At 70.4% G+C, this 23,820-nt stretch carries 24 protein-coding genes; 15 read left to right on the top strand and 9 right to left on the bottom strand.

Annotation, left to right across the window (positions count from 1 at the left end; translation table 11 throughout):
• Positions 1-111 precede the first annotated feature (111 nt).
• The 3 genes from ACT54X_RS16600 (at position 112) to ACT54X_RS16590 (ending at position 2,525) form a co-directional block, all read left to right on the top strand.
• The gene (locus tag ACT54X_RS16600) at positions 112-1,047 is read left to right on the top strand and encodes an SMP-30/gluconolactonase/LRE family protein (RefSeq protein WP_476347535.1); all 936 of its coding nucleotides are present in this window, start codon (positions 112-114) and stop codon (positions 1,045-1,047) included.
• Positions 1,044-2,030 carry an aldose 1-epimerase gene (locus ACT54X_RS16595; protein WP_476347534.1) on the top strand — a complete coding sequence of 329 codons (987 nt, stop codon included), beginning with the start codon at positions 1,044-1,046 and terminating at the stop codon, positions 2,028-2,030. The genes ACT54X_RS16600 and ACT54X_RS16595 overlap by 4 nt, the downstream gene beginning before the upstream one ends.
• Before the next feature lie 171 nt (positions 2,031-2,201).
• A complete protein-coding gene (locus tag ACT54X_RS16590; RefSeq protein WP_354320338.1) occupies positions 2,202-2,525 on the top strand; it encodes a hypothetical protein in 324 nt (107 codons plus the stop codon).
• A 34-nt stretch (positions 2,526-2,559) separates the two neighbouring features.
• Here ACT54X_RS16590 and ACT54X_RS16585 read toward each other — a convergent pair whose 3' ends face one another.
• Positions 2,560-3,246 (bottom strand): class II aldolase/adducin family protein, encoded by a 687-nt coding sequence (locus tag ACT54X_RS16585; protein WP_476347533.1) that lies wholly within the window; start codon positions 3,244-3,246, stop codon positions 2,560-2,562.
• 59 nt (positions 3,247-3,305) lie between these two features.
• Entirely contained in the window at positions 3,306-4,589 is a 1,284-nt protein-coding gene (otnK, locus tag ACT54X_RS16580) for a 3-oxo-tetronate kinase (protein WP_476347532.1), read from the bottom strand.
• A gap of 112 nt (positions 4,590-4,701) precedes the next feature.
• On the opposite strand from otnK, the gene ACT54X_RS16575 reads away from it, so the two are divergent.
• From ACT54X_RS16575 to ACT54X_RS16540, 8 genes are all read left to right on the top strand, one after another.
• Positions 4,702-5,955 (top strand): aminotransferase class III-fold pyridoxal phosphate-dependent enzyme, encoded by a 1,254-nt coding sequence (locus tag ACT54X_RS16575; RefSeq protein ID WP_476347531.1) that lies wholly within the window; start codon positions 4,702-4,704, stop codon positions 5,953-5,955.
• Positions 5,956-5,990: 35 nt separating this feature from the next.
• The gene (locus tag ACT54X_RS16570) at positions 5,991-7,133 is read left to right on the top strand and encodes an ABC transporter ATP-binding protein (RefSeq protein ID WP_476347530.1); all 1,143 of its coding nucleotides are present in this window, start codon (positions 5,991-5,993) and stop codon (positions 7,131-7,133) included.
• Positions 7,130-8,044 carry an ABC transporter permease gene (locus ACT54X_RS16565; protein ID WP_017757788.1) on the top strand — a complete coding sequence of 305 codons (915 nt, stop codon included), beginning with the start codon at positions 7,130-7,132 and terminating at the stop codon, positions 8,042-8,044. The genes ACT54X_RS16570 and ACT54X_RS16565 overlap by 4 nt, the downstream gene beginning before the upstream one ends.
• Positions 8,041-8,880, top strand: coding sequence for an ABC transporter permease (locus ACT54X_RS16560; RefSeq protein WP_354320343.1), 840 nt, complete (start codon positions 8,041-8,043; stop codon positions 8,878-8,880). The genes ACT54X_RS16565 and ACT54X_RS16560 overlap by 4 nt, the downstream gene beginning before the upstream one ends.
• Before the next feature lie 51 nt (positions 8,881-8,931).
• The gene (locus ACT54X_RS16555; protein WP_354320344.1) at positions 8,932-10,011 is read left to right on the top strand and encodes an ABC transporter substrate-binding protein; all 1,080 of its coding nucleotides are present in this window, start codon (positions 8,932-8,934) and stop codon (positions 10,009-10,011) included.
• Between the two features lie 91 nt (positions 10,012-10,102).
• Positions 10,103-10,846: a GntR family transcriptional regulator gene (locus tag ACT54X_RS16550; RefSeq protein ID WP_354320345.1), complete on the top strand. Its 744-nt coding sequence runs from the start codon at positions 10,103-10,105 to the stop codon at positions 10,844-10,846.
• 2 nt (positions 10,847-10,848) lie between these two features.
• Positions 10,849-11,187: a N,N-dimethylformamidase alpha subunit family protein gene (locus ACT54X_RS16545; protein WP_476347529.1), complete on the top strand. Its 339-nt coding sequence runs from the start codon at positions 10,849-10,851 to the stop codon at positions 11,185-11,187.
• A 29-nt stretch (positions 11,188-11,216) separates the two neighbouring features.
• Positions 11,217-13,484: a N,N-dimethylformamidase beta subunit family domain-containing protein gene (locus ACT54X_RS16540; RefSeq protein WP_476347528.1), complete on the top strand. Its 2,268-nt coding sequence runs from the start codon at positions 11,217-11,219 to the stop codon at positions 13,482-13,484.
• Between the two features lie 11 nt (positions 13,485-13,495).
• On the opposite strand, the gene ACT54X_RS16535 is transcribed toward ACT54X_RS16540, so the two are convergent.
• Positions 13,496-14,752 (bottom strand): IS110 family RNA-guided transposase, encoded by a 1,257-nt coding sequence (locus ACT54X_RS16535; RefSeq protein WP_476347527.1) that lies wholly within the window; start codon positions 14,750-14,752, stop codon positions 13,496-13,498.
• A 206-nt stretch (positions 14,753-14,958) separates the two neighbouring features.
• Here ACT54X_RS16535 and ACT54X_RS16530 point away from each other — a divergent pair, with 206 nt between their 5' ends.
• Genes ACT54X_RS16530 through ACT54X_RS16520 form a run of 3 tightly spaced genes read left to right on the top strand, consistent with a single transcriptional unit; the run spans position 14,959 to position 17,745 of the window.
• Positions 14,959-15,891, top strand: coding sequence for a transketolase (locus ACT54X_RS16530; protein WP_354321261.1), 933 nt, complete (start codon positions 14,959-14,961; stop codon positions 15,889-15,891).
• Positions 15,884-16,942: a transketolase family protein gene (locus ACT54X_RS16525; protein ID WP_476347526.1), complete on the top strand. Its 1,059-nt coding sequence runs from the start codon at positions 15,884-15,886 to the stop codon at positions 16,940-16,942. Before ACT54X_RS16530 ends, ACT54X_RS16525 begins: the two co-directional genes overlap by 8 nt.
• Positions 16,939-17,745, top strand: a complete 807-nt coding sequence (locus ACT54X_RS16520) for a shikimate dehydrogenase family protein (protein ID WP_476347525.1) — start codon at positions 16,939-16,941, stop codon at positions 17,743-17,745. Before ACT54X_RS16525 ends, ACT54X_RS16520 begins: the two co-directional genes overlap by 4 nt.
• 108 nt (positions 17,746-17,853) lie before the next feature.
• On the opposite strand, the gene ACT54X_RS16515 is transcribed toward ACT54X_RS16520, so the two are convergent.
• The 6 genes from ACT54X_RS16515 to ACT54X_RS16490 all read right to left on the bottom strand — a co-directional run bounded on the left by ACT54X_RS16515 (position 17,854) and on the right by ACT54X_RS16490 (position 22,722).
• Positions 17,854-18,552 carry an SDR family oxidoreductase gene (locus ACT54X_RS16515; RefSeq protein WP_476347524.1) on the bottom strand — a complete coding sequence of 233 codons (699 nt, stop codon included), beginning with the start codon at positions 18,550-18,552 and terminating at the stop codon, positions 17,854-17,856.
• A gap of 14 nt (positions 18,553-18,566) precedes the next feature.
• Positions 18,567-19,469 carry a phenylalanine 4-monooxygenase gene (gene phhA / locus ACT54X_RS16510; RefSeq protein WP_294371168.1) on the bottom strand — a complete coding sequence of 301 codons (903 nt, stop codon included), beginning with the start codon at positions 19,467-19,469 and terminating at the stop codon, positions 18,567-18,569.
• Positions 19,470-19,478: 9 nt separating this feature from the next.
• Positions 19,479-19,814: a 4a-hydroxytetrahydrobiopterin dehydratase gene (locus ACT54X_RS16505; protein ID WP_294371165.1), complete on the bottom strand. Its 336-nt coding sequence runs from the start codon at positions 19,812-19,814 to the stop codon at positions 19,479-19,481.
• On the bottom strand, positions 19,811-20,920 hold the full coding sequence (hppD, locus tag ACT54X_RS16500) for a 4-hydroxyphenylpyruvate dioxygenase (RefSeq protein ID WP_476347523.1): 1,110 nt from the start codon (positions 20,918-20,920) through the stop codon (positions 19,811-19,813). Before hppD ends, ACT54X_RS16505 begins: the two co-directional genes overlap by 4 nt.
• A gap of 210 nt (positions 20,921-21,130) precedes the next feature.
• Positions 21,131-21,961 carry an HpcH/HpaI aldolase/citrate lyase family protein gene (locus ACT54X_RS16495; RefSeq protein WP_476347522.1) on the bottom strand — a complete coding sequence of 277 codons (831 nt, stop codon included), beginning with the start codon at positions 21,959-21,961 and terminating at the stop codon, positions 21,131-21,133.
• Complete coding sequence (locus ACT54X_RS16490) at positions 21,961-22,722, bottom strand: glucose 1-dehydrogenase (RefSeq protein ID WP_354321254.1); 762 nt, start codon at positions 22,720-22,722, stop codon at positions 21,961-21,963. The genes ACT54X_RS16495 and ACT54X_RS16490 overlap by 1 nt, the downstream gene beginning before the upstream one ends.
• Before the next feature lie 135 nt (positions 22,723-22,857).
• Between ACT54X_RS16490 and ACT54X_RS16485 the strand changes: the two genes are divergently transcribed.
• Positions 22,858-23,766: a LysR family transcriptional regulator gene (locus tag ACT54X_RS16485; RefSeq protein ID WP_476347521.1), complete on the top strand. Its 909-nt coding sequence runs from the start codon at positions 22,858-22,860 to the stop codon at positions 23,764-23,766.
• Positions 23,767-23,820: the final 54 nt, after the last annotated feature.

Below are 23,820 nucleotides of genomic sequence, written 5' to 3'. Positions count from 1 at the left end.
CTCATCAATATGCCCGGCTAGCATCGACGGCGTCAAGACGAGACAAACGACGAGACAAACGACGAGACAAACGACGAGACAGACGCGACACCGCGCGATGAGGCTCCCTGCATGACTTCTTCCTTCTTGCCTGCCGCCAGCGGCGCGCCGCTGCATGCCGGCCGGGCGCAGTGCGTCCTCGATGCCCGCGCCCAGTTGGGCGAGGGCGCCCTGTGGTCGCCGCGCCGCCGGGCGCTGTGGTGGGTGGACATCCTGTCGCACCGACTCTTCCGCTGGCGCCCGGCCGATGGCGAAGCCCTGTGCTGGCAGTTCGACGAAGAGGTCTCGGCCGTGGCCGAGCGGCGCGACGGCGCCGGCCTGATGCTGGCGCTGCGTCGGGGCATGGCGCACTTCGATCCCGACGCACCGGGCTCGGGGCCGGTCTACCTGCACCGGCCCGCGGGCGAACCGGCCAGCAACCGCTTCAACGACGGCCGCTGCGACCGGCATGGCCGCTTCTGGGCCGGCAGCATGGATTTCGACGCCCGCCAGCCCACTGGCCACCTGTACTGCTACGACGAGGCGGGCCGCTGCGACCGTCTGCTGCTGGGCTTGCGCGTGACCAACGGTCCGGCCTGGTCGCTGGACGGGCGGCGCATGTATGTGAACGACACGGTGGGCCGGCATGTGCTGGCCTGCGAGGTGGACCCCGTCAGCGGCCCGCGTGTGCCGCTTCGCCCCTGGTTGACCTTCGGCGCGGGCGATGGCCATCCCGACGGCATGACGGTCGATGCGCTGGGGCGCCTGTGGATCGCGCACTGGGGCGGCGGCTGCGTCAGCGCCCACGACCCCGACACGGGCGAGGAGCTGGACCGCATCGCCGTGCCCGCCAGCCAGGTCACGCACTGCGCCTTCGGCGGCGAGGACCTGCGCACGCTCTACATCACGACCGCGCGCGTGGGCCTGGACGAGGTGGCACTGCATGCCGAGCCTCTGGCGGGTGGGCTCTTCGCCGTGCCGATGAACGTGGCCGGCCTGCCGGCCCATGCCTTTGGAGTTGCCGCATGAACGTCTCCGAGATCGCCGGCTCGCCGGCATCGTCCCCCGATCCGGTCCACGGTGCCGACAGCGTGGCGTCCATGGCCGACGTCCAGGGCCGCCACTGGCTGCAGCATGCCGGCCAGCGGCTGGCGGTCGTGCCCTCGCGCGGCGGCGCCGTGGCCGCCTGGCAGTGGCTGCCGCCGCAAGGGGCGCCAATGGACCTGTGGCGCCCCTGGGATGGCAGCGACGACCTCTACCGCCAGGCCTCCTTCGCGATGGTGCCGTGGTCCAACCGCATCGCGCAGGGCGGTTTCGAGGCGGCGGGTCGCTTCCATGCCATGCAACCCAATCGCGTGGGCGAGCCCTATCCGATCCATGGCGACGGCTGGCTGCAGCCCTGGCAGCTGCGGCAGACGGGCCCGGGCGAGATCGAGATGACGCTGCACTCCGATGGCTTCGGCGGCAGCCCCTACCGCTTCGTCGCGCGGCAGGTGCTGCGGCTACGCGAGCATGGCCTGGACCAACGGGTCGAGGTGCGCCATGAAGGCGACGAGCCGCTGCCCTACGGCCTGGGCCTGCATCCATGGTTCGTGCGCGCGGCCGATACGCGCATCCAGGCGGCGGTGCAGGGCGTGTGGCTGAGCGGGGCCGATCCGATCCCCACCGGCCGCAGCACCACGCTGCCGGCCGACTGGAACCTGCCCACCGGCATGCCGGCCCATGGCAGCTTCATCGACAACGCCTTCTTCGGCTGGGACGGCGTCGCCACGGTGCACTGGCCTGGGCGGGGGCTTCAGGTGCAGCTGCGGCAGATCGAGCCGGCCGTGCGCGGCGGGGAGGGCCACTGCCTCGTCTACCGTCCACCACAGGGTGAGGCCTTCTGCCTGGAGCCGATCACCCATCCCATCGACGCCTTCCATCTGCCGGGACAGGAGGGGCTGCGACTGTTGCGCAAGGGCGAGTCGATGCGCCTGTCGGTCGCGTGGGACGTGCTGCCGGACGGCGCCTGAAGGAACGCGCGACGCGGGAGCGTGTCGGGCCGGCGCGTCAGCGGTGGAGGGATCGCGGCGCCGGACATTCGGGTGGCCTTGTCCGATGCCGGCGGTCGAACTTTGCCGACTCCCCCGCCGGCGCGCGCCGATATCCTCGGCGGCGCAAGAAGTCGTCACCCCGCTCCCATCATGACAACACATCGCCTGCTCGCCTGCCTCGCCGGTAGCCTGCTCCTCGCTCCCACGCTTGCCTTGGCCGATCCGCCCCACGGTCGCGGCCATGGCAAGGGCCATGGTCCCGGCCACAAGGAGACCTACTGGGACGGCCCCTGCAAGATCGAGCGCAAGTGGAAGAAGAACGGCGACTTCGACGAGAAGCGCAAATGCAAGGACGGCGGACCTGTGGGTTACCGCCCGGCGCCCGCGCCGGCCTATGTGCCCGTGCCGGTGCCCGTCTACCCGGCGCCGCGCGAGCCCGGCGTGGTCATCCAGGGCACCGTGCGGCTGCCCTGAGCGCCATCGTTCTTCCGGAAGGCACGGCCCCTGCTCAGGCGGCGCCGGCGCCGCGCGGCAGCCTCGCCTTACCGTAGCTGCGGTAGCGGTCGCGCACCGTTGCCATCTCTGCCGCATCCAGCACCACGGGAGCACCCAGTTGGGCGCTCATCCAGTACTGGCGCGCCAGCGTCTCCAGCTTGGCCGCATTGGCGACGGCCTTCTCGATGGAGACCGCATGGCAGATCATTCCATGGTTGGCCAACAGGCAGGCCGTGTGGCCGGCCAGCGCGTCGACCGCCGACTGCGCCAGGGCGTCGGTGCCGAAGGTGGCGTACGTGGCACAGGGCACCTCGTCGCCGCCGAAGCCCGCCAGCATGTAGTGGAAGGCCGGGAGCGGCCTGCGCTGGGCCGACAGGGCCACGCAGGCGTCCGAATGGGTATGCACCACCGCCATGGCCTGCGGATAGTGCCGGTAGATGGCCGTGTGCATGGACCATTCGCTGGACGGGATGCCCGACGAGCGGTTCTCGCCATCCATGGCGATCGAGACGATGGCCTGCGCGTCGATGCTGTGGGCATCCGCGCCGGAAGGGCTGATCAGCGCGCCGCCGTCGAAGCGGCAGCTGATGTTGCCGGCGCTGCCGGTGTTGAGGCCGAGTTCGGCCAGACGGCGGTAGCCGTCGGCGAGGGCCTGGCGAAGAGCGTCCTCGGAGATCGGGGTGTCGATGGGAGTCGTCATCGGATCGGCTTTCTGCTGAAGGGGTGGAGGTCGGTACGGGACTGCGGATGGCATGCGGCCTATCCGCCGGAGGCCATGCCCTGGAGCATGGGCAGCAGCATGTCGACGGGCCCCAGCTTGCCGGACTTGAGGCACAGCGCGAGCCGGCCCTCGCCGGGGTCGTCGGTCACCGCGCGGGCCACGCCAGGGCCTTCGTAGGCGCCCACGGTGAGGCGGGTGACGGCCAGGTGCCGGAGCACGGCGCCGGAGGTCTCGCCGCCGGAGATGACGAAGCGCCGCACGCCCGCATCGCGCAGCCGCAGGGCCAGGCGGCCCAGCACCTCCTCGGCCAGGGCGGCGGCGCCCAGCTTGCCCGCGCGGGCCTGCACACGTTCGACCTCGGCCGCATCGGCCGAAGTGGCAATGGCCACCGGGCCCGCCGCGAGCAGGGGCAGCGCCCAGGCAAGCGCTTCGCCCACCACGTCGGCGCCTTCCAGCGCGCGGACCATGTCGATCCAGAGCACCGGGCGTTGCTCGGCGAAGGCACGCAGCTGCTCGATCGAGCGGCCGGCGCAGCTGCCGGCCAGGACGACCGCGGGGCCTTCCACGGCCGGCAGCGCCGGGTCGGCCGGGGCGGACGTCAGCCAGCCGTTGCGGCGCCAGTGCGCGGGGTAGTAGGCGCCGATCGACGAATTGCCCGTCATCAGCGGCCAGTCCCAGGTCAGGGCCGCGAGCGCCGCCAGGTCGTCCGGCTCGGCGGCATCGGTGATGGCGAAGCCCACGCCCGTGGCCTGCAACTGCGCCACATGCGCGCGCATCGCCTCCAGCCCGGCATGCACCACCTGCTGGGGCAGCAGCCCCACCTTCGTCGCTGTCTGTCGCTGCAGCGTGCGCACGAGGCTGGGGTCGAGCATGGGCGTGAGCGGATCGAAGCGCTTGGGCGACTCCGAGATCAGCATGTCGTCCGCGAACAGGTGGCCCTGGAACACGCGGCGGCCCGCCTCCGGAAAGGAGGGGCAGAAGGCCGTGAAGCGCGCCGCCGTCATCTCGCGCAGCAGGTCGGCGCAGGGGCCGATGTTGCCGGCGTCGGTGGAGTCGAAGGTGGCGCAGTACTTGAAGAAGAGCTGCCGGGCGCCGCGCGCCTGCAGCGCCCGGGCACCGCCGGCAAAGGCCCGCACCGCGTCCTGCGCCGGTACCACGCGCGTCTTGCCGGCGATGACGGCCGCCTCGATGTCGGCGGGCAGCGCGTCCAGTTCGGAGGGATGCGTCACGAAGCCGCAGCGCACTCCCTGGGCCACAAGCATGGCGGCGAGCTCCATGCCGCCGGTCAGGTCATCGGCGAGGGCGCCGAACAGAAGGGCCATTCAAGTCTCCTTGCGTTGGAAAAAAGCGCCCGCGGCGTTCAGGGGCTATTGCGTTACATGAAACATGATATATCCTACGGTCGAAATCGACGACAACCCAAGGCTTCTTTCCATGTCTTCCGAAACCTCCAGCGCCACCGTCGGCGAGCGCGACCAACTTCTGCGCCAGCGCGCCCTCAAGGTGGTGCCGGGCGGCATGACCGGGCACCTGAATGCGGCGCAGCTGCCGGCGGGCTATCCGCAGTACTTCGCCCGCGGGCAGGGCTGCCGCGTGTGGGACGTCGATGGCCGCGAGTACATCGACTTCATGTGCAGCTGGGGCCCCAACCTGCTGGGCCATGCCCATCCGCAGGTGGACGAGGCGGCCCGTCGCCAGCAGGCGCTGGGCGACTGCCTCAACGGCCCGACCGAGCGCTTCGTCGAGCTGGCCGAGCGCTTCGTGGCGCGTACCGCGCATGCGGACTGGGCGCTGTTCCAGAAGAACGGCACCGACGCCACCACCATCTGCCTGATGGTGGCCCGCGCCGCCACCGGCAAGCGCAAGGTGCTGGTGGCGACCAAGGCCTACCACGGCGCCGACCCGTGGTGCACGCCGGTGCCGGTGGGCATCACGGCCGAGGACCGGGCGCACCTCATCCACTACACCTACAACGACACGGCGAGCCTGGACGCGGCCGTGGCCAAGGCCGGCGACGACCTGGCCGCCATCGTGTGCGCCGCCTTCAAGCACGACCTGGGCGTCGACCAGGAACTGCCCACCCCTGCGTTCGCCCGCCACGCCCGCCAGCTGTGCGACAAGGCCGGAGCAGCCCTGATCGTGGACGAGGTGCGTGCGGGCATGCGCGTGCATGCCGGTGGCAGCTGGGAGACGGTGGGCGTGCGGCCCGACCTGTGCGCCTGGAGCAAGTCCATCGCCAACGGCTACGCCCTGGCGGCCGTCACCGGCGTGGACAGCCTGCGCGATGCCGCCTCCCGCATCTATGCGACAGGCTCCTTCTGGTCGGGCGGCGTGGCCATGGCGGCCAGCCTGGCCACGCTGGACGTGGCCGATGCGCAGGACGTGGTCGGCCATGTGCAGGCCATGGGCCAGCGCCTGCGCGACGGCATCGCGGCCCAGGCCGCCAGCCACGGCATGCCGGTGCGCCAGACCGGCCCGGCCGCGCTGCCGCTGATCCTGTTCGAGGACGATCCGGCCTTCGAGAAGGGCTCGGCCTTCACCGTCGAGGCCCTGCGCCGCGGGGTCTACCTGCATCCCCGCCACAACATGTTCCTCTCGCTCGCGCACACCGAGGCCGACATCGACCAGGCACTCGAAGCCACCGACGCCGCCTTCGCCGCCGTGTCCCGGCGCTTCGGGTCCCGATGACGTTGCCGGACTCCATGATTGAAGGAGAGATGCAGATGGCATCCGCCCCCCGTCCCACGCCCGCCGGCACGGCCGACCCTGTCGGCGGCGCCTCCATCGAGATCACGCGGCTGGCCAAGCGCTTCGGTGCCGTCCGCGCCGTGGACGATGTCTCGCTGCAGGTCCGTCCGGGCGAGTTCCTGGCGCTGCTCGGGCCCAGCGGCTCCGGCAAGACCTCCATCCTCATGAGCATCGCCGGCTTCGAGCTGCCCGATGCCGGCCAGATCGCCATCGACGGTCGCGACGTGACCTACCTGCCGGCCAACCATCGCAACCTGGGCATGGTCTTCCAGAAGTACACGCTGTTCCCGCACCTGACGGTGCTGGACAACGTGGCCTTCGGCCTCAAGATGCGCGGCGTGGCCAAAGGCGAGCGCCACCGCCTGGCCGAGCAGGCACTGGCCACCGTGCGGCTCGCCGGCCTGGGCGCGCGCATGCCGGCCCAACTGTCGGGCGGGCAGCAGCAGCGCGTGGCCCTTGCCCGCGCCATCGTCTACCGGCCGAAGGTGCTGCTGATGGACGAGCCACTCAGCGCCCTCGACAAGAACCTGCGCGAGGAGATGCAGCTGGAGATCAAGCGCCTGCAATCGCAGCTGGGCATCACCGTGGTCTTCGTGACCCACGATCAGGGCGAGGCGCTGACCATGGCCGACCGCGTCGCCATCCTCAACCAGGGCCGCATCCAGCAGCTGGACGAGCCCAAGGCGCTGTACGAACGGCCGCGCAACCGCTTCGTCGCCGGCTTCATCGGCGAGACCAACTTCATCCCCGTCGGCGTGGGGCCGTTGCGTGGCGAGGTGGCCACGGTGCAGCTGCCGGGCGGCACGCACCACTGCGAGGTGGGGGCGCAAGCACTGGTGGGCCTGGACGCTGCGGGCGGCCGGGGCGTGGCGGCGCTGCGGCCGGAGCAGATCGCGCTGGTGAACCCCGAAGACCCGTCCGCACTGCGCGCCCGCGTGGCCGGCGTGATCTACAGCGGTTCCACCGTGCTGTGCATCGCCAACCTGGACGACGGCACCGAGCTGCGCGCCCGCCTGTCCGACCCGAGCCGGGTGAACGTGCAGGCCGGCGACCAGGTCGGCCTGCGCTGGTCGCCTGAGGCGCTACGCGTCTATGGCGAAGAGGCGGCCACTGCATGAGCGCCGTCGCCCCTCCCGTGGCGGCATCGGCCCTGGCGCCACCGTCGCCGCTGCGCCGGCTCTGGCTGGGCGGCCGGCAGCTCAGTGGTGGCTGGACGGCTTTGCTGCTTGCGCCTTTCTTTGCGCTGCTGCTCATCGTCTTCCTGTATCCGCTGCTGAGCCTGCTGTCGCTCAGCGTGCTGGAGCCGCACCCCACGCTGGACAACTACGCCCGTGTGTTCGACAACCCCGTCTATCTGCGGGTGATGGTGCGCACCGGATGGATCAGTCTGCTCACCACCGTGCTGGCGCTGGTGCTGGGCTTTCCCATCGCCTACATGATGACGCGCGTGAAAGGCGCGGTCGCACTGCTCCTGACGGCCTGCGTGCTGCTGCCGCTGTGGTCCAGCGTGCTGGTGCGCACCGCGGCATGGATCGTGCTGCTGCGCCGCGACGGCATCGTCAACAACGCCCTGCAGTGGCTGGGCCTGACGGGCGAGCCCATGAAGCTGCTCTACACCGAGGGCGCTGTCGTGCTGGCCATGGCCCATGTGCTGCTGCCCTTCCTGATCCTGCCGATCTACTCGGCGCTCAAGAACATTCCCGACGACTACATGCGGGCGGCGGCCATGCTGGGCGCCAACCGCCGGCGCGCCTTCTTCGAGGTGCTGCTGCCCATGAGCCGGGCCGGCATCTGGAGCGGCTGCCTGATGGTCTTCCTCTCGGCGCTGGGCTTCTTCGTCACGCCCGCGCTGGTGGGCAGCCCGCAGGAGCTGATGATCGCCACGCTGGTGTCGCAGCAGGTGCGCGAGATGCTCGACTGGCCCTTCGCCGCCGCGCTGATCGGCGTGCTGATGGTGGTCGTCGCCACCCTGACGATGGTCTTCAACAAGGCCGTGAGCTTCAACCGTCTGATGGGAGGCGGCGCATGACCGACACCCCGAGCGTCCCACCGGCCCGTCGCAACCGGGCGCCCTTCGACCTGGGCAGCCTTTCGCTGCGCGTCTACGTGTGGCTGGTGGTGCTGTTCATCATGCTGCCCACGCTGATCATCGTGCCGATGTCCTTCAGCCCGGCGGACTACCTCGAGTTCCCGCCGCGCGGCTTCACGCTGCACTGGTACGAGGAGTTCTTCGCCGATCCCCAGTGGCAGCGCGCCGCCCTGCTGAGCCTGCGCGTGGCCGCGCTCACCATGGTCTGTTCGGTCGTGATCGGCACCATGGTGGCGTATGCCATCGTGCGCGGCGCCGCGCGCCTGCGCCCGGCCACGCAGCTCATGGTCATCGGCCCGGTGATCGCGCCACACATCGCGGTGGCGGTGGCCTGCTACCTGTTCTACCAGCGCCTGGGCGTGGTGGGCACGATGACCGGCTTCGTGGCCGCGCACACCGTGCTGGCGCTGCCCTTCGTGGTCTTTACCGTCTCGGCGGCGCTCTCGCGCGTGGACCCCGATCTGGAGTCGGCCGCGATGAGCTGCGGCGCAAGCCGGCTGCGCGCCTTCTTCCTGGTGACGCTGCCGCTGATCGTGCCGGGCCTGCTGAGCGGTGCGCTGTTCGCGTTCATCATCTCCTTCGACGAGCCGGTGGTGTCCTTCTTCGTCTCCAGCGTGCGCCAGCGCACGCTGCCGCGCCGGATGTTCGAGGACATCGAGCAGAACCTCACGCCGGTCATTCCCGCCATCGCGACGCTGCTGACCCTGCTGTCGATCGCGGTGCTCGTCGCCGCCGCGCTGCTGCGCGTCATGGAGGCCCGGCGGCGCAGCCGCTGAGCCCCCTGCCTTCTCTCCCTATCCCTGGTCTTCACTCGCAAGGAGTTCGTGATGATGAATTGGCTCGATCCACGCAAGGGCGCCCGCGCGCTCGTCCTCGGCGGCGCGGCGCTGCTCGGTGCCGCTGGCGCCTCGGCCCAGGCCCTCGAGAAGGAACTGGTGATCGCCACCACCGGCGGTCTGATCGAGAAGGCGCTGGTGCAGTCCTTCTACACACCCTTCTCCAAGGCCAAGGGCGTGGACGTGATCCCCGCCGCCATCGAGGTGCCCGACCAGTGGGCCAAGGTGCAGGCCATGTCGCGCAGCGGCGGCATGGAGTTCGACATCGTGACCGCCACCCCGCCCGACCTGGTGCAGAAGAAGGACCTGCTGCAGCCCATCGACTGCAGCAAGCTGCCCAGCGTGACGGCCAACGGCGTCAAGGGCGCCTGCACGCCCTATGGCGTGATGCGCACCGTGGGCGGCATGCAGATCGGCTACAACACCGAGGTCTTCAAGGACGGCAAGGGCCCCAGGACCTGGGCCGACTTCTGGGACACCGCCAAATTCCCCGGCCCGCGCGGCCTGCCCGACACCGGCGACCGCGAATGGTGGGTGCCCGTGGCCGCCCTGCTGGCCGATGGCGTCGCGCCCGACAAGCTCTTCCCGCTCGACCTGGACCGCGCCTACAAGAAGCTCGACAAGCTGCGCCCCAGCATCGCCGTGTGGTGGAAGAGCGGCGACCAGCTCCAGCAGACCATGCGCAGCAAGGAGGTGGTCATGACCATGGGCTATTCGGGCCGCCTGATCTCGCTGATCAACGCCAAGGTGCCGCTGGCCGTGTCGTGGGACGGCGCCATCCGCGACGTGGGCTACATGGCCATTCCCAAGGGGGCGCCGCACCCCAAGGCCGCCATGGCCTACCTCGATTTCTTCTACAGCCTGCCGCCCGAGCAGCACGTGAAGTTCGTCGATGCCGTCAGCTACGACACCGGCAGCGCCAAGACCGCCAACCTGTTCCCGCCCGAGCGGCGCGCCATGCTGGCCACCTCGGCCGAGAACTTCGACAAGCTGATCGTGGCCGACTACGAGTGGATCGGCAACAACCGCCAGATGCTGCGCGACCGCTGGATCGCCTGGCTGGGCCGCTGAGTCGCAAGGCCGGGCAGGCGGTGCGCAGCGGCCCCGATACTCGCTGCGCCGCCGCCCCGGCGGCTTTCTTCGCAGCCCCACAGAGATGAACATGTCCACCCCTGGTCTCAACGTCGTCGGCCGAACCAACCTCGCCAGCCAGATCTACGAAAGCCTGCGCGAGAAGCTCATGTCCGCGGTCTTCCAGCCCGGGCAGCGGCTCAAGATCCGCGAACTGGCCAAGGAGATCGGCACCAGCGAGACGCCCGTGCGCGAGGCCCTGATCCAGCTGGTGCGCGACCGCGCCCTGGAGATGAAGGAAGGCTATTTCATCCGCGTGCGGCAGCTGAGCCTGGCCGAGTACCTGGAGTTGCGCGACATCCGGCTGGCGCTGGAGCCGCTGGCCGCCGAGCGGGCCATCCCGCTGCTCGACGATGCCGCGATCCGGCAGCTGACCGAGTCGCACCGGCTGCTGATGCGGGCGGAAAAGACGCGCGACTATCGCGCCGCGCTGCAGCACAACTTCGACTTCCACTTCGGCATCTACCGCCGCTCGGGCATGCCGCAGCTCACCGAGTTGCTCGACCGCATCTGGGTGCAGGTGGGGCCGATGCTCAACTTCCTGTACCCGCACGGCCATCCCAGCTACGACGCAGAGCACCAGCACATGAACGTCCTCAAGGGCCTGCAGGCCCGCGACGTGGCCCTGGTCACGCAGGCCATCCGCGACGACCTGGTCGAGGGCGGACGCAACTTCGTGAAGGTGCTCACCGAGATCGACCACAACCCCGAGCGCGCGGCCGAGCTGCTGGCGCTTCGCAACCAGCCGGCGTCCCCCGGCAAGACACCGCCCTGACCATGATGGACCACACCAGCGACCCCCAGGCCGCGCGCTATGTGCTGGACCCGAGCCGCACCGAGCTCGCCAGCGAGTTCCGCCGCAACATCCGAGGCCCCCACAGCGAAGAGCTGCGCAAGCTGCTGCACCGCATGCGCTGGGGCGCCTTTCCGGGTCGCTACCTGCTGCTGACGGTCGAGCCCGGCCGCCGCTGGGCACTGGCGCAGATGCCCGACGAGCGCGGGCAGAAGGTGAAGGTCTTCCACGACGTGGTCTTCACGTCGCTGGACGAGGCCGAGTGGCATGTCTTCAAGCTGCGCTGGCAGGCACTCGCCGGCACTGCGCTGGACATCGACTGAGCCTCACGCACGCACCGCATTCCTCCACCATGACCTTTCCCATCGAGACCAACGCCTTCGTCGGCTACCCCGACCAACTCAGCGTGCGCGCGGGCGATCGCATCCGCTTCCACCTCAGCAGCGCGCAGCAGACGCAGGCCGACGTGAAGTTCGTGCGCGTGCGCTGCGCCGATGCCGACGCCACCGGCCCGGGCATCAAGTACCAGGAGATGGCGTCGCCGATCGACGGCCCGCATGCGGTGGTGCACCGCGAGGTGCCCTGCGGCTCCTTCCTGCATGTGCCGGAGGACGCGCGTCTGGCGCCCGCCGGGGCCTTCACCTTCGGCGCCTACATCTGGCCCACGCGCCTGACCGACACGCCCCAGACCGTGATGGCACGCTGGTGCGACGACTCGGGCCGGGGCTATGCGCTGCAGGTGAGCCGCGCCGGCGTGGGCCTGCGCGTGGGCAGCGATGCGGGCGTCGCCGAACTGGGGACGGGCGTGGCGCTGGAGCAGCGGCGCTGGTACTGGGTGCAGGCCAGTCTGGACCCGGCCACGGGCGAGATGCACGTGCTGCAGTGCCGCCTGGCCGAGGGCGTGCTGCCCGAGCAGCGCCACGAGGCGCGCCGCACGGTTCCGGGCCCCTGGGAGATCGACGCCCGTTGCGCGCTGACGGTCGGCGCGCACCTGCGCACCCGCACGGGCACCCTGTGCGCGGGCCACTACGACGGCAAGATCGAAGGTCCCCGCCTCGTGCTGGGCCGCATGGACGCCGACGCGCTGCGCCGCTGCGATGAGGCGCCCCGGCCCGGCCAGGCCGATCCGCAGCTGGTGGCCTGCTGGGACTTCTCGCAGGGCATCGAGACGCTCGACGTGCTCGACCTCTCGGCCAACCGCCTGCACGGCCGCCTGCACCAGCTGCCCTGCCGCGCCATGACCGGCGTGCGCTGGACGGGCGATGTGCACGATTGGCGCGCCGCGCCGCAGCAGTACGGCGCCATCCATTTCCACAGCGACGACATCTACGACTGCGCATGGCCGGCCACGCTGGAACTGGACGTGCCGCGCAGCTGGAAGTCCGGCTTCTACGCCCTGCGCCTGCGCCCGCCGGGCGAGGGCGGGGCGCGCGCCGCGGACGATGCCGAGACCTTCATCACCTTCTTCATCACGCCCGCGGCCGATGCGGTGCGAGCCCCGCTGGCGGTGCTGGCGGCCAGCATGACCTACATGGCCTATGCCAACAGTGCGCTGCGGCTGCATGCCGTGCACTTCGAGGTGCTGACCGAGCGGCTGCTGATGCTGACCGGCGACGACGTCTACCTGCAGGAGCATCCGGAAGTCGGTCAGTCCACCTACGACCACCACATCGACGGCAGCGGCCGCGCCTACAGCTCCTGGCTGCGGCCGGTGCTGAACATGCGGCCGCGCTCCACGCCCGGCAACCTGGCCATCGACAGCCACTTCCTGGACTGGCTGGAAGAGAAGGGCATCGACTACGACGTCATCACCGACGTCGAGCTGGACCGCCAGGGCCCCGGCGCGCTGGCCGGCTACCGCACGCTCGCCACGCTGTCGCATCCCGAGTACTACAGCGAGGCCATGATGAACGGCATCATGGCCTTCCAGAACGGGGGCGGCCGGCACCTGGCCCTGGGCGCCAACGGCTTCTACTGGCGCTGCGCCTTCCATCCGCAGGCGCCCGCCGCGGTGGAAGTGCGCCGCGGCATGGCCGGCACCCGCACCTGGGAGTCGCAGCCCGGCGAGGTGCACCTGGCCGGCACCGGCGAGCCCGGGGCGCTGTGGCGCCACAGCGGCTTCGCGCCGCAGAAGCTGATCGGCGTGGGCTTCGCGGCGATGGTCTACGACCATGCCGGCTACTACCTGCTGACGCCCGACGCGGCCAACCCGCGCGTGGCCTTCGCGGTCGAGGGCATCGCGCCCGGCGAGCGCATCGGCGATTACGGTGTGCGCATCGGCGGGGCCGTGGGCATCGAGATCGACCGCTTCGACGTCGGCCTGGGCTCCCCGCCGCATGCGGTGATGCTGGCCACCTCGCACGGCCTCGGGCCGGGCGCGCTGCCCACGCCCGAGGAATACCGCACCACGGTGCACGGCCTGGACGGCGAGCAGAACGCGCTGGTGCGGGCGGACATGGTGTTCTTCGAGACGGCCAACGGCGGCGCGGTCTTTGCGACGGGTTCGATCTCGTACGTGCTCTCGCTCAGCCACAACAGCTACGACAACAACATCAGCCGCATCACGGGCAATGTGCTGCAGCGCTTCCTGGACCCGACGCCCTTCGAGGTGCCGGCATGAGACATCCGGTGTCAACCCTCTTGAGAAATTTCGATGCGACAAGCGCTGGAATGGACGGCGGGGTCGTAGGCGCAGCCATCGGTCCAGATACGCCAGAGCACACGAGTCCAGGCGCGAGCCAATATGCGCACTGCGTGCGGATGATCGCAGCCGCGCTTGCGCGCGGCGTGGTAGACGCTGGCGGCCCAAGGGCTGGCATGGCGGGAGTTATCAGCCAGGCAAGTGATGGCGCGGCGCAAGCGGTGGTTACAAGCCCATCGGAAGGTGACGGCGCGGCTCTTGCCGGACTGGTAGGTGACGGGCACGACGCCGGCCTCGGAGCACAACTGCTCGGCACTGGCGAAGCGTTGGGGCACATCGCCCAGTTCGGCCAGGATCTGGGCGGCGCAGATGCAGCCGGCGCGCGGCAGCGACATGACCGAGACGGCCTGTGGCAACTGCCCCATGGCTTGAGCGATGTGGCCGTCCAGGGACTTGATCTGAGCTGCGAGCGGCTTGAGCAGGGCCACCAGGGCCAAGGCAGCCGTGGCCTGGGCCTGGGCGAGCGCAGGTTCGCAAAAGCTGGGCGCAGCGGCTTGCAGGCGTTCGAGCAGCGCGTCGGGAGAACGCCGGCCGCTGTAGCCATGGCGTTTGCAGAAGGCGGCGATCTGGCGGGCTGTGAGTTTGCGCGCGGTGGGCCACTGCTCGATGAAGGCCAGGGCGATGGGCGAATCGACGGCGGCGAAGATGCCTGTGGCGCCAGGCCAGTAGGCATCGAGCAGCGCGGTGAGCTGGTTGGCCAGGCGAATGCGCGTGCTCACCAAGTCGTCGCGTGTGCGCACCAGGGCGCGCAAGGCGCGGATGGCTGCAGACTGCGGCTGCACAGCGCGCCAGCGATGGCCGTCGGTACGCAGCAAGTCAGCCAGCATGAAGGCATCGCCCGCATCGCTCTTGGCATTGCTGCTGCGGTAGCGCGGGCGGCTGGCCTTGACGGCGTTGGGATGGATCGCAAAGACCTGATGGCCGGCGTCGAGCAGGGCGTCCACGATCAGGCCCGAGGGCCGTTCGATGGCGATGGGCAAGGCTTTGCCAAAGGCAGCGAGTGCACGTTGCAGCTCACCGAGTCCCTGGCGATCGTGGTTGATGGTCAAGTGCTTGAGCACGCTGCCTTGGGCGTCGATCACGCACACCGCGTGCGAACGGTAGGCCCAATCCAGGCCGACAAAGACACTGAGAGTCATGGACAACCTCCATGGGTTTGGGTTAAGACTGTCCGTGTCGGAAGGCATGGCGGGACGCTCATAAATTGGCGCTCCAGCTGGGTAGGCGTGGCGCTACATCCGGTGGCCCGTCGTGGCCTTCCGGCACGTCGGGTGCTGCAGGTCTCATGCGGGCTGTCGAACAGCCAGCGCCACGGGCAGTCACCACGAGGGCACGGAAGTCGGTTCGCCACCTCAGCACCTGTCCGGGGCAGCGTCAAGATGGAGGTTGCCTTATGAGCGCCCGCCCGATCCAGCCGGACGGTGCCCGCGGCGCGGGTGAAGCCGGGCGTCGGACAGCCACGGCGACCGGTGTCGATCCGCGCTGGCAGGCGGCAGGCCGCCTGGTCCTGCCGACCTCCGAGCTGCGCGAGGTGGCCCGCTTGCTGCGCCGCCAGGTGGTGCAACTGGTGCGCCGCCACGGCCAGGGCTATGTGCAGCAGGGCCTGGGTGCCGCCGAGCTGTTCGCGAGCCTCTACTTCCACGAGGCGGCCATCGATCCGGCCGAGCCGCGTTGGCCGCGGCGCGACCGCTGCATCCTCTCGACCGCCCACAACTCGGCGCTCTTCCATGCGGCATTGGCGCTGCGCGGGATGATTCCCGAGGCCGATCTGGCCGGCTACGTCGTGGACGGCTCCGCGCTGGAGATCAACGTCTCCGAGCGCCTGGGGCCGGTGGTCGAAGGCACCTTCGGCTCGCTGGGGCAGGGCGTCTCGGCCGCCGCCGGCATGGCGCTGGCCTCGCGGCTGTCGGGTGGGGACTGGCGGGTCAACGTCATCCTCGGCGACGGCGAACTCGAAGAGGGCCAGGTGTGGGAGGCCGCGATGTTCGCGGGCTCGCAGAAGCTGGGCAACCTGTGCGTGATCCTCGACCTGAACTGGATGCAGGTGGAGGGCCACACCGACCAGGTGCTGAAGCTCGCGCCCATCGCCGACAAGTGGCGCGCCTTCGGCTGGCAGGCCATCGAGGTCGATGGCCATGACCTGGATGCCCTGGTCGCGGCCTTCGGCCTGGCCCGGGCCAACCGGGCCCAGCCCACCATCCTGATCGCCACCACGGTGCCGGGCAAGGGCGTGCGTGCGCTGGAGGGGGTGATCAGCCACAACGCCAGGCTGCCTGCCGATCTGGCCGATGCGGCCCTGGCCGAACTGGAGGCCCCCCATGCGTGATGCCACCCTTTCCCCGTCGGCGCAGGCGGATGCCGTCGTCGTCGACGACTTCACCCAGGGCGGCGCGCATGCCGTCGCGCCGGCCGCAGATGCCGCGGCCACCAGTCCGGCCGCCGTGCCACGCTACTACGGCGAGACACTGCTGGCCCTGGCGCGCGAGCGCGGCCACATCGTGGCGCTGTCGGCCGACCTGAGCAGCTCCACCGAGACCGACCTGTTCCGCGATGCGCTGCCCGAGCGCTTCATCAACGCCGGCATCGCCGAGGCCAACATGGTCGGCGTGGCGGGCGGACTGGCGCGCAGCGGCATGCAGGCGTGGGTCCACACCTTCTGCGTCTTCGCCACGCGGCGGCCCTACGACCAGGTGGCCATGCAGGTGGCCTACCCCAAGGCCGACGTGAAGATCGTGGGCTTCCTGCCCGGGCTCGCCACCATCCTCGGCGTGAGCCACCAGGCCATCGACGACGTGGCGCTGATGCGGGCCCTGCCGAACATGACGGTGATCGAGCCGGCCGGGCCGGCCCAGGTGCCCGCCGCCGTCCGCGCGGCCGCCGACCACAAGGGGCCCGTCTACCTGCGCCTGCTGCGCGCCAGCCAGGCCCTGCCCGCGGGCACGCCCTGGATGCCGCTGCGCATCGGCGAGATCCAGCCGCTGGAAGCCGATGAGGGCGAGGTGCTGCTGCTCGCCAGTGGCCTGATGGTAGAGGTGGCACTGGCCGCCGCCGCGCGCCTGCGGGCCGGGGGGCTGGGCGTGGCCGTGGCCAACGCCCACACGCTCAAGCCCTTCGACGACGATTTCGTGCGTGCGCAGGCCCGGCAGCGCCGGCTGATCGTGACGCTGGAGAACCATTCGGTGATCGGCGGGTTGGGCTCGGCCGTCGCCGAGACGATGGCGGAGGCCGGCGGCGGCGCGCGCCTGCTGCGCCTGGGCGTGCGCGACCGGTTCGCGCAGGGCGCCTCGATGCCCTGGCTGTTCGAGCGCCACGGCCTCACGCCGCCGGCCGTGGCCGAGGCGGTCGGCCGCGCGCTGGCTGCCGGAGACGCGCGTTGAGCGCCGAGCAGCGCATCACCGGCCGCACCGGCATCCTGTTCATCCTGGCCGATCCGGTCGCGCATGTGGTCGGCTCGGACCGGCTCAACGCGCGCTTCGCGGCCGAGGGGCTGGACATGGCGGTGTCGCCGCTGCATGTGCAGCCGAAGGACCTGGCGACCGTCATCGGCGCGCTGCGCCTGCTGCAGAACGTGCGGGGCTTCGGCGTGACCATCCCGCACAAGATCGAGGTGATGCCGCTGCTGGATGCGGTCACGCCGCGTGCGCGCCTGATCGGCGCGGTCAACTTCGTCCGCCGCGATCCCGAAGGCCGCCTCACTGGCGACAACCTCGACGGTCAGGGTTTCGTGGACGGCCTGGCCGCCAGCGGCATCGGCCTGGCAGGCCGCCGCGTGCTGCAGCTGGGCGCGGGCGGCGCGGGGCGGGCGGTGGCTTTCGCCGTCGCAGAAGCGGGCGCCAGCGCATTGGTCATCCACAACCGCACGGCGGCGCGCGCGCAGGCACTGGCTCAGGCGGTAGAGGCAGCATGGCCAAGCTGCGCCGCCGAGTCGGGGCCGGACGATCCGCGTGGATTCGACGTGGTGATCAACACCACCTCGATGGGCATGCACGAGGGCGATCCGCTGCCCATGGACGTCGGTCAGCTCGCCGCTTCCACCGATGTGGCCGAAATCATCATGACGCCCGCGCTCACGCCGCTGCTGGTGGCGGCGCAGGCCCGCGGCTGCCGGATCTCGCTCGGCACCTCGATGCTCGATGCGCAGTACGGCCTGGTGAAGCAGTTGCTGGGCATTCCGAGCTGAACCGAATGGGGCAGCGGCTCGATCAATGGGGTCACGAGGACCGCAACTACCCCGATGCCAGGCCGCGAGGGAGCGGGGCGCCGCTCGCGCCGAGCGCCTGGGCGGCCGTCAGACCCGACCGCTGACCGGGATCGCCGCGCCGTGGATCGCGCGCGCCGCGTCGGAGGCCAGGAAGGCGATCACCTCCGCCAGGGCCTGGGGCGTCACCCATCGGCCGAAGTCGGCATCGGGCATCGACTGCCGGTTGTCCGGCGTGTCGATGATCGAGGGCAGCACGCAGTTGACCCGGATGCCCTGGTCCTTCAGTTCCGACGACATCGACTCGGTCAGGCGGATCAGCGCGCTCTTGGACGCACTGTAGGCGCCCATCTGCGCACCGCCACGGGCGGCGGCGCCGGCGCCCACCGTCACGATCTGGCCGCCGCCCTGCTTGAGCAGCAGCGGCACGGTGGCCGCGGCCACATGCAGCAGCGAGCGGGCGTTCAGGTCCATCAGGAAGTCCCAGGTCGCGGCGCTGGTCTCGTGCACCGCCTCGCCCATGCGGAAGCCGCCGGCGATGTGGCAGACCGTGTGCAGGCCGCCCATCTGTGCGGCAGCCTCGCCGATGTGCTGCACGACCTGCGCGCGGTCGGCAAGGTCCGCCGTCACATGGCGCAGGTCCTCGCCAGCGGGCAGCTCGCCGCGGTGACGGTCCAGCAGGATGAGCCGCGCGCCCTGGTCGAGGAAGGCCTGCGCGACGGCGCGGCCCAGTTGGCCGGAAGCACCGGTGATCAGCACGATCTTCCGGGTAGGGGAGGGAGGTGTCATGGACTGCAGTTCCTTCAGGCCGTGGCCGCGTTGCGACGCGCCGCGTGGTAGCGGCCGCTGCCGCGTGTGAGCACCGTGTCGCCGGGCAGCACGTCGCCCGGTTCATGCTCCGGCGCATCGGCCAGGCGCTGGTAGAACGGCGCGAAGTCGATGCGGGCCAGCTCCAGCAGCTCGTCCAGGTGGCCCAGCACGAAGTACGTCTCCTGGAAGTCGTCGATGCGGTAGTGCGTCTGCATCACCCGCGCCAGCTCGAAGCGGATGCGGTTGGGCGAGTCGTCCTCGACGGCGAAGCGCGTCTCGCTGGCCGAGGAGGCGATGCCCGCGCCATAGATGCGCAACCCGTCGCTCTGCTGCACCAGGCCGAACTCCACCGTGTACCAATAGACGCGAGCCAGCTTCTCCAGCATGCCGAGCCGGTTGGCCTTGAGGCCGCCTTCGCCGTAGGCCTGGATGTAGTCGGCGATCACCGGGTTCATCAGCATCGGCACATGGCCGAACACGTCGTGGAAGACGTCCGGCTCTTCCAGGTAGTCCAGCTCGTGCGGCTTGCGGATGAACTGGCCGGCCGGAAAGCGGCGGTTGGCCAGGTGCTCGAAGAACACGTCGTCCGGCACCAGGCCCGGCACGGCCACCACTTCCCAGCCGGTGCGCTGGCGCAGCACCTTGGACATCTGTTCGAAGTCGGGAATCTGCTCGGGGCCGATGGGCAGGTCCTGCATGCCGCGGATGAATTCGTCGCAGGCGCGGCCGGGCAGCAGCCGGCTCTGGCGTTCGAAGAGCGTGCGCCACACGCCATGCTCCTCGGCGGTGTAGCGGCCCCAGTCCTGGTCGATGGTCCAGTCGGGTCGCGCGGGGGCGTGTTCGCTCCCCGCCGCCAGGCCATGCTTGGCCGGCGCGGTGTCGGTGGTCTGCAGCATGGAGGGCTCCTAGGTGGAGGAGGCGGGCGCGCGGGCGCCGAGGGCGGTGGCCAGCCGGTCCATCAGGCCGGCCATCTCGATGTCCTTGGCCGAGAGGCCGTTGGCATCGTGCGTGGTCAGGGTGACCTGCACGCGGTTGTAGACGTTGAACCACTCGGGGTGGTGATTCATGCGCTCCGCATGGAGCGCCACCTGGGCCATGAAGCCGAAGGCGGCCACGAAATCGGCGAAGACGAATTCGCGCACGATCAGGCCGCCGCGCTCCGGTGCATGGCGCCACTGCGGCAGCGTGGCGAGCTGCGCCGCGAGCGCGTCGCCGTCGAGGCGGACGGGCGCTGCGCTCACGCGGCTTCCTTCTCGGCGGCCTTGTCGTCCACCTTCAGCACACCGCGGTTGATCTGGTCGCGCTCCAGCGACTCGAAGAGGGCCTTGAAGTTGCCCTCGCCGAAGCCTTCGCGGTAGTCGCCCTTGCGCTCGATGAATTCGAAGAAGACCGGGCCCAGGGTGGGCTCCGAGAAGATCTGCAGCAAGAGGCGCGGCTGGCCGCCTTCGGTGGTGCCGTCCAGCAGGATGCCGCGGGCCTGCAGTTCGCCGACGGGTTGGCCGTGACCGGGCAGGCGCTTGTCCAGGTTCTGGTAGTAGATGTCGTTGGGCGCCGTGAGCAGCGGCACGCCGGCCATCTGAAGCCGGTCGATGGACTCGAGCAGGTTGTCCGTCAGCAGGGCGATGTGCTGGATGCCCTCGCCGTTGAACTGCATCAGGAATTCCTCGATCTGGCCGCCGCCCTGGCGCGATTCCTCGTTCAGCGGAATGCGCACCAGACCGTCCGGTGCGGTCATGGCCTTGGAGGTGAGGCCGGTGTACTCGCCGCTGATGTCGAAGTAGCGGATCTCGCGGAAGTTGAAGAGCTTGCTGTAGAAGTCCGCCCAGTAGCTCATGCGGCCGCGGTAGACGTTGTGCGTCAGGTGGTCCACCACCTGGAAGCCGTGGCCTTGCGGATGGCGCTCGACGCCGGGCAGGAATTCGAAGTCGATGTCGTAGATGGACTTGCCGTCCTCGTAGCGGTCGATCAGGTACAGCGGCGCACCGCCGATGCCCTTGATGGCCGGCAGGCGCAGCTCCATCGGGCCGGTGGCGATCTCGACGGGCTGGGCGCCCAGCTCGAGGGCGCGCTTGTAGGCCAGGTGCGAGTCCTTCACGCGGAAGGCGAGGCCGCAGGCGGAGGGACCGTGCTCGGCGGCGAAGTAGGCGGCCGGGCTGCGCGGCTCGCGGTTGACGATGAAGTTGATGCCGCCCTGGCGGTAGAGCAGCACGTCCTTGGAGCGGTGCCTGGCCACCAGCGTGAAGCCCATCTTCTCGAACAGCGGCTCCAGGACATTCGGCGTGGGGGAGGCGAATTCGACGAATTCGAAGCCGCACAGGCCCATGGGGTTGTCGAAGAGGTCGGACATCGTTGGCTCCAGAGTCGTAGGGATGGTCGGAAAGGCTCTACTGTAGGCAGAGGGCTGCGCACATATCCTGCAACTTCTGGATCGATTTCGACCGGGATCAACGATTTCCTGCGGATGTTGAGGTAGGCATGCGTGTCTGGAGCGTGATTGGCCCTTGTTGTGCAAGGAAAACGCTCAGGCGGCCAAGCCGCCTGCACGCGCCCGCGCCCGTCAGCCGCCGCGCGGGCGCCGCCCCATGTCGGCCGCATCCAGCCACTGGCGGGCCCGGATCAGCACGGGCTGGTCGACCATCCTGCCGTCCACGCGCACCGCGCTGCCGCCGCTGGCGTCCATGGCCTCGACCACGCGCCGGGCCCAGGCCTTTTCGGCCTGTGTGGGCGCCCAGGCGGCATGCACGGTGCCGACCTGCTTCGGATGGATGCACAGCCGGCCGCCGAAGCCCAGGGCGCGCGAGCGGCGACTGTCGGCGTCCAGCACGGCGGCGTCGTCCAGCGCCGTACAGACGCCGTCCACGGGCGGCGGCAGGCCTGCCAGCCGCGAGGCCAGCACCAGCATGCTGCGGAAGGGCAGCAGGCCTTCCTCGCTCTCGATGCCCAGGTCGGCCTGGAAGTCGATGCTGCCGAAGGCCAGCCGTGCCACGCCCGGCGTGCGGGCGATCTCCTGGGCCAGGGCGATGCCACGGGCCGTCTCCACCAGGGCGAGCAGCGGGCAGTCGGCCGCCGTGGCCGCGGCGAGCAGGGCGGGCGCAAGCGCCTCGGCCTTGGGCACCATCAGCCCTGCCAGGCCCGGCCGGCCGATGAGCTGCAGGTCGCCCTCGAAGGCCGCCGTGTCGCCGGCATTGATGCGCACCCACACCGGTCGCTCGGCCGACAGCCAGCCGGCCACCGCCGCCCGGGCGGCGTCCTTGTCCTGCGGCGCGACGGCGTCCTCCAGGTCGAGGATGACGGCGTCGGCGTCGCTGTCCCAGGCCTTGGCGAAGCGCTCGGGCCGGTCGCCCGGCACGAAGAGGTAGCTGCGTGGCGGGCGGTGCAGGGCGGCCATCAGACGGTGCGCCCGCCGTCCACCGGCATCTCGATGCCGGTGAGGAACCCGGCCGCGTCGCTGGCGAGGAACAGGGCCGTGGCCGCGACGTCCGAGGGGCGCGACATGCGGCCCAGCGGAATGGTCGCGATGAATCGGGCGCGGTTCTCGGGCGTGTCGGGAACGCCCATGAACTTCTCCAGCAGGCCGGTCTCGCCGATCACCGGGCAGATGGCGTTGACGCGGATGCGGTCGGGGCCGAGTTCCACCGCCATCGACTTGGACAGCAGGTTCACCGCGCCCTTGCTGCCGTTGTACCAGGTGAGTCCGGGCCGCGGCCGGATGCCCGCCGTAGAGCCCACGTTGAGGATCACACCGCCCTGGCCGCGCTCGCGCATCCTCGGCACCACGGCATGCGCCATGTGGAAGATGGATTTCACGTTGACCGCGAACATGCGGTCGAAGGTGGCTTCGTCCACGTTCAGCATGGGCTGGTTGGCATGCGTGGTGCCGGCGTTGTTGACAACGATGTCGGGCACGCCGAAGGCCGCGACGCACGTCTGGACCAGCGCCTGCACGTCGCTGCCGCTGGAGACGTCGCAGCGGCAGAAGCGCGCTGCGCTGCCCAGCTCGGCGGCCAGCGCCTCGCCCTTGGTGGCGTCCAGGTCGGCGATGACCACGCGGGCGCCTTCCGCCACGTAGAGGCGGACGATGCCTTCGCCGAAGCCGGCGGCGCCGCCGGTGACGACGGCGATCTTGTCCTGGAGTTGGCCTTGGCTCATGGTGTTCACCCGTGGTCTCGTGCATGCAACGCATCGCAATGTAGGCAGCGCGGCCGCAGCCGTGAATTGGAAAGCGATCAACGCCGCCTTGCACGAACTGCAAGACAAGCCGATGCGGCGGCAGAATCGGCCGCCATGCTCCCGGACATCGATTCTCTGGCCCTCTTCGTGCGCGCGGCCGAGCTGCGCAACCTCACCCGCGCGGCCGAGGCCAGCCACATCACGGTGCCGGCGGCCAGCCGCCGGCTCATGCAGCTGGAGCACCAGTTCAATGCCACGCTCTTCGCGCGCCATTCGCGCGGCCTGGAGCTCACGCCGGCCGGCGAGCACCTGCTGCGACTGGCGCGCAACGTGATCGCCGACGTCCAGCACATGCGCGCCGAGATGGTCAACTACGCGGCCGGCAACTTCGCGGTGCTGCGGGTGCATGGCAACACCTCGGCCATGTCGCAGTTCCTGCCCGGCGACGTGGCGCGCTTCCAGGCAGGCCATGCCGGGGCGCGCATCGTGCTGGAGGAATGCTGGAGCGACGAGGCCGCCCGCCGCGTGCGTGCCGGCGAGGCCGATGTGGGCGTGGTGGTGGAAGGCTGCGACGTGTCGGGCCTGTGGGTGCGGCCTTACCGCAGCGACCGGCTGGCCGCCGTCACCCGCGAAGCCGATGCGCCGGTGGGCGACACGGTGGCCTTCGCCGACCTGCTGGACCGCGACCTGGTGGGCCTGGAGGGCAGCAGCACGCTCACGCGCCTCATCACCGCCCAGGCCTCGGCGCAGAGCCGGCCGATGGCGCTGCGGGTGCAGGTGCGCAGCTTCGAGGCCGTGTGCCGCGCGGTGCAGGCCGGCCTGGGCGTCGGCATCCTGCCCCTGGCGGCGGCTGGCAGCTTCGCGCATGCGCTGCAGCTCAAGGTGCTGCCGCTCGCCGACGACTGGGCCGTGCGCCGCATGCAGCTGTGCACGCGCGCCCAGCCGCCGGGGCAGACGCCGCTGGGCACGCTGATGGCCCACCTGGAGGCGTGCGCGGCGGCGCCCCAGGAGCGAGGCGGCTGACGGGTGCCCGCAGGCGCATGGGCACTTCAGCGGTCAGCTGCGCGGGCTCACCCC

The organism is Pseudacidovorax sp. DMC4 (assembly GCF_056314265.1).
The sequence above is the reverse complement of the archived record's forward strand: the minus strand, read 5'-3'. Positions and strand labels throughout refer to the sequence as shown.

Coding starts and splice junctions, on each gene's coding strand:
- ACT54X_RS16600 (WP_476347535.1), top strand. CDS start 112: ATGACTTCTTCCTTCTTGCCTGCCGCCAGCGGCGCGCCGCTGCATGCC.
- ACT54X_RS16595 (WP_476347534.1), top strand. CDS start 1,044: ATGAACGTCTCCGAGATCGCCGGCTCGCCGGCATCGTCCCCCGATCCG.
- ACT54X_RS16590 (WP_354320338.1), top strand. CDS start 2,202: ATGACAACACATCGCCTGCTCGCCTGCCTCGCCGGTAGCCTGCTCCTC.
- ACT54X_RS16585 (WP_476347533.1), bottom strand. CDS start 3,246: ATGACGACTCCCATCGACACCCCGATCTCCGAGGACGCTCTTCGCCAG.
- otnK (WP_476347532.1), bottom strand. CDS start 4,589: ATGGCCCTTCTGTTCGGCGCCCTCGCCGATGACCTGACCGGCGGCATG.
- ACT54X_RS16575 (WP_476347531.1), top strand. CDS start 4,702: ATGTCTTCCGAAACCTCCAGCGCCACCGTCGGCGAGCGCGACCAACTT.
- ACT54X_RS16570 (WP_476347530.1), top strand. CDS start 5,991: ATGGCATCCGCCCCCCGTCCCACGCCCGCCGGCACGGCCGACCCTGTC.
- ACT54X_RS16565 (WP_017757788.1), top strand. CDS start 7,130: ATGAGCGCCGTCGCCCCTCCCGTGGCGGCATCGGCCCTGGCGCCACCG.
- ACT54X_RS16560 (WP_354320343.1), top strand. CDS start 8,041: ATGACCGACACCCCGAGCGTCCCACCGGCCCGTCGCAACCGGGCGCCC.
- ACT54X_RS16555 (WP_354320344.1), top strand. CDS start 8,932: ATGATGAATTGGCTCGATCCACGCAAGGGCGCCCGCGCGCTCGTCCTC.
- ACT54X_RS16550 (WP_354320345.1), top strand. CDS start 10,103: ATGTCCACCCCTGGTCTCAACGTCGTCGGCCGAACCAACCTCGCCAGC.
- ACT54X_RS16545 (WP_476347529.1), top strand. CDS start 10,849: ATGATGGACCACACCAGCGACCCCCAGGCCGCGCGCTATGTGCTGGAC.
- ACT54X_RS16540 (WP_476347528.1), top strand. CDS start 11,217: ATGACCTTTCCCATCGAGACCAACGCCTTCGTCGGCTACCCCGACCAA.
- ACT54X_RS16535 (WP_476347527.1), bottom strand. CDS start 14,752: ATGCCTTCCGACACGGACAGTCTTAACCCAAACCCATGGAGGTTGTCC.
- ACT54X_RS16530 (WP_354321261.1), top strand. CDS start 14,959: ATGAGCGCCCGCCCGATCCAGCCGGACGGTGCCCGCGGCGCGGGTGAA.
- ACT54X_RS16525 (WP_476347526.1), top strand. CDS start 15,884: ATGCGTGATGCCACCCTTTCCCCGTCGGCGCAGGCGGATGCCGTCGTC.
- ACT54X_RS16515 (WP_476347524.1), bottom strand. CDS start 18,552: ATGACACCTCCCTCCCCTACCCGGAAGATCGTGCTGATCACCGGTGCT.
- phhA (WP_294371168.1), bottom strand. CDS start 19,469: ATGCTGCAGACCACCGACACCGCGCCGGCCAAGCATGGCCTGGCGGCG.
- hppD (WP_476347523.1), bottom strand. CDS start 20,920: ATGTCCGACCTCTTCGACAACCCCATGGGCCTGTGCGGCTTCGAATTC.
- ACT54X_RS16495 (WP_476347522.1), bottom strand. CDS start 21,961: ATGGCCGCCCTGCACCGCCCGCCACGCAGCTACCTCTTCGTGCCGGGC.
- ACT54X_RS16490 (WP_354321254.1), bottom strand. CDS start 22,722: ATGAGCCAAGGCCAACTCCAGGACAAGATCGCCGTCGTCACCGGCGGC.
- ACT54X_RS16485 (WP_476347521.1), top strand. CDS start 22,858: ATGCTCCCGGACATCGATTCTCTGGCCCTCTTCGTGCGCGCGGCCGAG.